The organism is Acetobacterium paludosum (assembly GCF_008086595.1).
Taxonomy (GTDB): Bacteria; Bacillota; Clostridia; order Eubacteriales; family Eubacteriaceae; genus Acetobacterium; species Acetobacterium paludosum.
In genome coordinates this window covers 313,210-320,182 of record NZ_RXYA01000003.1, presented here as the reverse complement: position 1 = coordinate 320,182, position 6,973 = coordinate 313,210, and the positions used below count along the sequence as shown (strand labels likewise).

Here is a 6,973-nt window from a genome sequence, read left to right as displayed (position 1 = left end):
CGCGAAGTCCAAGAAAGGAAGACGACATACCGATTGCTCTCTACATTCTAACAGCTTAAGCAACAAGATGGATAAGGTCCTAACTGGTTGTTAGGTACTATAACCATAAATATATTGTAGTAGAAAGAAGGAAAGAAAAGAGCATGATTACTAAAATTAAAAAAAGAGATGGAAGAGAAGCACCTTTTAATATTGAAAAAATTGCAAATGCTATTTTTAAGGCATCAAGTGCCCTGGGGGGCGAAAACTATAATACCGCCATGTCTTTGGCTGAAAGTGTAACTCTCTATATTGAAGAGGAATTGGACAATAAGAAGCCGACCGTTGAGGAAATTCAGGATGCCGTGGAAATGATTCTCATTGAAACCGGCCATGCCCGGACAGCTAAGGAATATATTCTTTATCGGGCTGAACGGACGCGGATTCGCGAAATGGATACCCGGCTGATGAAAATATATGAAGGGCTCACTTTTAAAGAGGCAAAAGACAATGATATAAAACGTGAAAATGCCAATATTGATGGTGATACCGCGATGGGAACGATGTTGAGATACGGTTCCGAGGGAGCGAAGCAGTTTAATGAAATGTTTGTGTTGCAACCAGAACATTCAAAAGCCCATAAGGATGGTGATATTCACATCCATGATATGGATTTTCTGACGCTGACAACTACCTGCTGTCAAATTGATTTGGAAAAATTATTCAGAAATGGATTCAGTACGGGACACGGGCATTTGAGGGAACCGAATGATATTCAGAGTTATGCCTCGCTCGCTTGTATTGCCATCCAATCCAATCAGAATGATCAGCACGGCGGACAGAGCATTCCCAACTTTGAATATGCAATGGCTCATGGGGTAAAAAAAACCTATGCCCGTCTTTATCGGGAAAACTTAGCTAAGGCATTAAGTCTGCTGACAGAAATGGAAGACGTTTCGGCCAGAGTCAAAAATATTTGTGGTGAGATTAAAGAAGAAACTGGGTTGATTCCGGCCTTGGATGATTCAAAAAACTATCAGAAATATGAAGCTAAAAAGTTATCACAGTGGATTGATGACGCGGATGTTATGATAAAGGTCCAGGATTTTGCAGTTAAAAATGCTGAAAAAGAAATTGACCGAAGTGTTTACCAGGCGATGGAGGCTTTTGTGCATAACCTCAATACTATGCACAGCCGGGCAGGGGCTCAAATCCCCTTTAGTTCGATCAACTATGGAATGGATACATCCACAGAAGGCAGACTGGTGATTAAAAATATTTTATTAGCCACCGAAGAAGGACTGGGAAATGGAGAAACCCCAATTTTTCCCATTCATATTTTCAAGGTGAAAGAAGGCGTGAATTATAATCCCGGGGATAGAAACTATGATTTGTTTAAACTGGCATGCAGAGTCAGTGCCAAAAGACTGTTTCCCAATTTCTCCTTTCAGGATGCCCCCTACAACTTACAGTATTATCGAGAAGGCCATCCAGAAACCGAAATTGCCTATATGGGATGTCGAACCCGGGTGATCGGAAATATTCATGATAAATCCAGGGAGATCACCTATGGAAGAGGAAACTTAAGTTTTACGACAATTAATTTGCCAAGAATCGCCATCGAAAGCAATCATGATATCGCATTATTTTTTGAAAAGCTGGCAGGCAAAGTCGATCTGGTCATTGACCAGCTGATGGAACGGTTTGAAATTCAGGCACGAAAGAAAGTAAAAAACTATCCATTTTTAATGGGCCAAGGGATATGGATAGACTCGGATGAGCTTACTGAAGAGATGGAAGTACGGGAAGTCCTGAAGCACGGCACATTGAGCGTGGGATTCATTGGTTTGGCAGAATGTTTGAAGGCGCTAACCGGAAAACATCATGGCGAGTCGCAAACAGCCCAATTGCTGGGCCTTAAAATAATTGGCTACATGAGAAAAAGAATGGATGAAGAAAGCGAGCAGCGCCAACTGAACTTCAGCCTGCTGGGAACCCCGGCGGAAGGAACCGCAGGGCGATTTGTTAAAATGGACCAAACCAGATACGGCAGCATCCCGGGGGTGACCGACAGAGAATATTACACCAACAGTTTTCATCTGCCGGTTTATTATCAGACCAGCGCATACGAAAAAATCAGGCTGGAAGCGCCTTATCACGAATTAACCAATGCCGGGCATATTACCTACATTGAAATGGATGGAGACCCCCTTCATAATCTGGAAGCTTTTGAAAAAATTGTTCGGGCCATGAAAGAGGCCGGAATTGGCTATGGATCGATCAATCATCCAGTGGACAGAGATCCGGTTTGCGGCTACACCGGCATTATCGGAGATGAATGCCCGCAATGTGGCCGACCGGAAGACGACATAAGATTTGAACGAATCAGAAGAATTACCGGATATCTGGTCGGAACCCTGGATCGCTTCAATGACGCGAAAAAAGCAGAAGAGAAGGATCGGATCAAACATTTCAATTGTGAAGGTCGCACCGAAAATTTCATCGAACAGCTATGAATAAACAAATAAAAATTGCCGGCGTTGTCAAAGAATCGATCGTCGACGGTCCGGGTATCCGGCTTGTCGTCTTTGCCCAGGGTTGCCCTCATCATTGTTCTGGTTGTCATAACCCGGGAACCCATGATTTTAAAGACGGACAATGGGTGGCTATTGATGCCATCATCAATGAAATGAAAAAGAATCCTCTTCTGGATGGGATAACCTTAAGTGGGGGAGAACCGTTTGAACAGGCCGAGGCTTTTGGCGAACTGGCTGAAAGAGCCGGGGTTTTGGGCTATCATGTGATGACATACACCGGCTATACATACGAAACACTTTTGGAAAACAGCGATAAAGCCTGGCATGATCTATTAGAAAGAACTGAGCTATTGGTCGATGGAAAATTTCAGATAGAGAAAAAGAGCATGATGTTAAAATTCAGAGGATCGAAAAATCAAAGAATTATTGATGTAAAAAAATCACTTTTATTAAAAGAAACCGTGTTGAGTGAGATATAAGAGCGGAAAATTGGGTAATTAGTAATATAGGATAAAATGAGAGATGGAATCAGATTGACACGATTTCACCGAAATCGTACCAAGTATAATGTGATAAAAAGATAAAATAATTATCATTGAAAAAGAGATGAAAAATCATGAAACAAGCATTTTGTTATGAAACAGAGCTCGGAAAAGTTGTCATTGTTGAAAACGGGATGGCTGTTACCCAATTGTATTTTGGAGAAGAAATTTCAGAAGGAGTGACAATAAACGAAACACCGCTGCTGAAAAAAGCGTATCAGGAGCTTGAAGAGTATTTAGAAGGCAAACGAAAAAGTTTTGATTTGCCGCTTTCACCGGAAGGGACGGTCTTTCAGAAAAAGGTTTGGCAAGCCCTGCAAAGTATTCCTTATGGGGCGGTTTGCTGTTACAAAGATATTGCCATTGCCATTGGTAATGAAAAAGCATCCCGGGCGGTTGGCGGCGCAAATCATCATAATCCCATTGCCATCGTTATTCCCTGTCATCGCGTGATTGGTTCAAATGGGGCCATGGTTGGCTATGCCGGCGGAGTGGATTTAAAAGAAAAGCTGCTCGAGTTGGAAAAAAATGCAATTAGAAATGATTAATCAAAAGAAGGAGGGGAACGGGTTAACCGTTGATCGGTATAACAGTTGGTTGACAGCCTAAATTAATTTGAATTGATTTAGGCTTAAAAGATGCTATAATATTGATGCGTAGATAAAAACACAGTTCTGGCCGGTAGTCCAGACGCAGAAAGTTTCTGTCAGTAACCTGCCTCCTATGGTTGTCCCTTCTTCGCTAGTAGTTTTTAGGAGGAAGAATATGGATAAAATTGTTGGTTCTTTGACGGTGTTTTTTGAGGAACCCTTTTGGGTGGGCGTTTTTGAACAAATTGATCAGGGCGAACTCAGTGTTGCCAAGGTAGTTTTTGGCGCTGAGCCAAAGGATTATGAAATTTATGATTTCTTGTTGAAAAAATATGATACCCTTACTTTTAGTACGTCAAAAATTCAAGTTGAAGCTCAAAAGGCAAATGTCAATCCCAAAAGAATGCAAAGGGAAATCAGTCGCCAGATGGAAAAAAAGGGAATTGGAACGAAAGCACAGCAGGCTCTGAAATTAGAGCATGAGCAGAATATAATCGGCAGAAAAAAAATGAATCGCTTGAGGACGGAAGAAGAAAAACTGCGACAATTCGATTTAAGACAAGAAAAGAAAAAGCAAAAGCACAAAGGACGATAAAATTATAAAAAATAGTTATGTGATTAAGTTACGGTTTAAATTAAACAATATGGTTATAATTGGCTCATAAAACAAATTCAAGAGATGAAGGAGATAAATAAAATGAGTGTAGTAACGATTACAAAAGATAATTATGAAATGGAAGTCGTACAGTCAGACAAACCGGTATTGCTGGATTTTTGGGCACCATGGTGCGGACCCTGTAAAATGGTTTCTCCGATTGTAGATGAAATAGCAGAAGAGGTGGGTCTGGTAATAAAGGTTGGTAAGATCAATGTGGATGAACAACCAGAATTGGCAGCAGAGTTCAAGGTAATGAGCATTCCAACGCTAGCTGTGGTCAGAGGCGGTGTGGTGGTTAAAAAATCAGTCGGAGCAAAGCCCAAAAAAGATATTTTAGAAATGCTGGAAGCATAAAGCAAAATAAGCAATATTGAAAATTGACAATTTTAAAGCCAATTATTTATCACTCTGATAAAATAATTGGCTTTAGTTATTATTAAATTATTTCTTTTAACAGAACCGCGTCGATGACTTCGATTTTACCTCGTGTAAGTTTTACCAAGCCTTCTCTTTCAAAATATTTTAACATCCGGGAGACAACTTCACGGGCAGAACCAATATATTTGGCAATTTGTTCATGAGTCATGATGATGGTGTTTGATCCGGTTCGGGATATTTCATCCAGCAAAAAAATTGTCAGTCGTTTATCAAAGCTCAGAAAGAGAATTTGCTGTATTGCCCACATCACATCTGAAAAGCGATCAATGGTGGATTTATAAGAAAAATTCTCGGCATAGATATTTTCATTGCAAAGCTGTTGGAAAACAGCGGAGTTGATTGAAATCAACTCACTGTCTTTTTCAGCATCAATATGGACATCGAAAGTAATATTCTTTAAAATGCAGGATGCTCCCGACAGGATACAGACATCGCCAGCCCCTAATCGGTACAGGGTAATATCCCGGCCATCTTCGGATAATATATAGGTACGCAGTTCACCACTTTTAATCAGCAATACACCAACACAGTCGTTATCGCCGCGATGAATATTTTCACCGCGTTTATAGTTCGCATTTATTGAATTTCCCAGAATCAGCGATGCTTGCTGGGGAGTTAGCTTATCCCAAAAGCTGAAAATTGATTCAACCAATCCGATATCTTTTTCATTTATCATTTTTACTGACCTCACTTAAATATTATTTTTTAGTATATCATATTTATAACCCTAATGATGCGGGTATCAATAACAAAAGCTCGATGGAATTGTGCTTTTAAATGTAATAGGAAAGAAAGATTAGCAGATTGTAGTTAATAAAGGGGGATTTCAGATGCGCAAGGATATAAAAACAGATCTTGAATTAAGAAAATTGGCGTCAAAAGATTTAACGCAATTCAACGATATTTTAAGATATGCATTTCAGGTTACAGATGAACAATTATTAAAAATAGGATGGAAACAGGATGAAATTAAGCGTTCGAAATTTCCCATATTAGAAAAGGCAGCGGTCGTCGGCTGGTTTGAAGGAGAAAAGTTGGCGGCTCAAATTGCAGTATATCCACTCGAAGTGAACATCAGAGGGAATATTTACGATATGGGTTACATCACCGGTGTTGCCACCTATCCTGAATATATGGGCTTGGGTTTAATGTCAAGATTAATGAAAGAAAGTCTTGAAACCATGCGAAAACAAAAGCAAAGTATTTCTTTTCTATATCCTTATTCAATTCCGTTATATCGGCACAAGGGTTGGGAGGTTGTATCGGACAAGATGACCTATCGCATCCGGGATAATCAGTTGCCCAGAGATATTGATGTCCCCGGCAGGGTAAGACGGGTATTGCTAGACAGTGAAGATCTTATCGATTTACATGATACCTATGCAAGACAAACCCATGGATGCCTGATCAGATCGGATCTGGTTTGGGAAGAATACTGGCGTTGGGATGTCGAAGATGTAACGGTTGCTATCTATTATAACGAGAATAACAAACCATTTGGTTATTTAGTTTACCTTATCGAAAATGATGCTTTTCATGTCAAGGAAATGGTTTACTTAAACGAAGAGGCAAGGAAAGGTCTGTGGGGCTATATCGCGGCTCATGAATCCATGATTAATGAAGTGGTTGGCAATAATTATAATAATCATACCGTGTCTTTTCTATTTGGGGACAGTGATATGAAAGAGAATATCAGACCCTATATTATGGCACGAATTGTAGATTTTGAGGAGTTTATTAAACAGTACAATTTTGTTAATGTTGACATTGATGATACGATCACCTTTAATATTAGAGATTCGGTGCTGGATTGGAATAATCAAAGCTTTACACTCCGGTTTAATAAGGGCTCAAAACCGGTATTGATTGACGGCCGATCTGAAAACTGTGTGGAATTGAATATCGGAATTCTAACAACGATGTTGTTGGGCTATAAGCGACCAACCTATTTAAGAAAAATAGAACGATTAGCTGCTAACGATAAAACAATCACATTGCTTGAAAATATTATTCCAAATGATAAGATTTACTTTTCTGATTACATATAACATCTGAAATTTTATATAAAATTAAGTGGAAAGGGGCTTTGGCTATAGCCTCTTTTTTTAGTGCTTTATTTTTTCAGACAGGCAACTTAAAAAAAGAATAACTCAAATAAAATCAATGGTTATAAATGTGAACCGATATTCTGTTGTTTATAGCAGATATATTATACGTGCTTCGTGTATT

Annotated in this window: 7 protein-coding genes; 6 read left to right on the top strand and 1 reads right to left on the bottom strand. The window is 39.5% G+C overall.

Annotated features, from left to right (window positions below; translation table 11 throughout):
* The first annotated feature begins 143 nt into the window (after positions 1 to 143).
* From FZC41_RS05065 to trxA, 5 genes are all read left to right on the top strand, one after another.
* On the top strand, positions 144 to 2,495 hold the full coding sequence (locus FZC41_RS05065) for an anaerobic ribonucleoside triphosphate reductase (RefSeq protein WP_148566299.1): 2,352 nt from the start codon (positions 144 to 146) through the stop codon (positions 2,493 to 2,495).
* Complete coding sequence (gene nrdG / locus FZC41_RS05060) at positions 2,492 to 2,995, top strand: anaerobic ribonucleoside-triphosphate reductase activating protein (RefSeq protein ID WP_148566298.1); 504 nt, start codon at positions 2,492 to 2,494, stop codon at positions 2,993 to 2,995. Before FZC41_RS05065 ends, nrdG begins: the two co-directional genes overlap by 4 nt.
* A gap of 137 nt (positions 2,996 to 3,132) precedes the next feature.
* Positions 3,133 to 3,606, top strand: coding sequence for a methylated-DNA--[protein]-cysteine S-methyltransferase (locus FZC41_RS05055; protein ID WP_148566297.1), 474 nt, complete (start codon positions 3,133 to 3,135; stop codon positions 3,604 to 3,606).
* Positions 3,607 to 3,823: 217 nt separating this feature from the next.
* A complete protein-coding gene (locus tag FZC41_RS05050; protein ID WP_148566296.1) occupies positions 3,824 to 4,243 on the top strand; it encodes a YjdF family protein in 420 nt (139 codons plus the stop codon).
* A gap of 84 nt (positions 4,244 to 4,327) precedes the next feature.
* Positions 4,328 to 4,660, top strand: a complete 333-nt coding sequence (gene trxA / locus FZC41_RS05045) for a thioredoxin (RefSeq protein ID WP_338000852.1) — start codon at positions 4,328 to 4,330, stop codon at positions 4,658 to 4,660.
* A gap of 82 nt (positions 4,661 to 4,742) precedes the next feature.
* On the opposite strand, the gene FZC41_RS05040 is transcribed toward trxA, so the two are convergent.
* Positions 4,743 to 5,420, bottom strand: coding sequence for a Crp/Fnr family transcriptional regulator (locus FZC41_RS05040; protein ID WP_148566294.1), 678 nt, complete (start codon positions 5,418 to 5,420; stop codon positions 4,743 to 4,745).
* A gap of 154 nt (positions 5,421 to 5,574) precedes the next feature.
* Here FZC41_RS05040 and FZC41_RS05035 point away from each other — a divergent pair, with 154 nt between their 5' ends.
* Positions 5,575 to 6,792, top strand: coding sequence for a GNAT family N-acetyltransferase (locus FZC41_RS05035; RefSeq protein ID WP_148566293.1), 1,218 nt, complete (start codon positions 5,575 to 5,577; stop codon positions 6,790 to 6,792).
* Positions 6,793 to 6,973 lie beyond the last annotated feature (181 nt).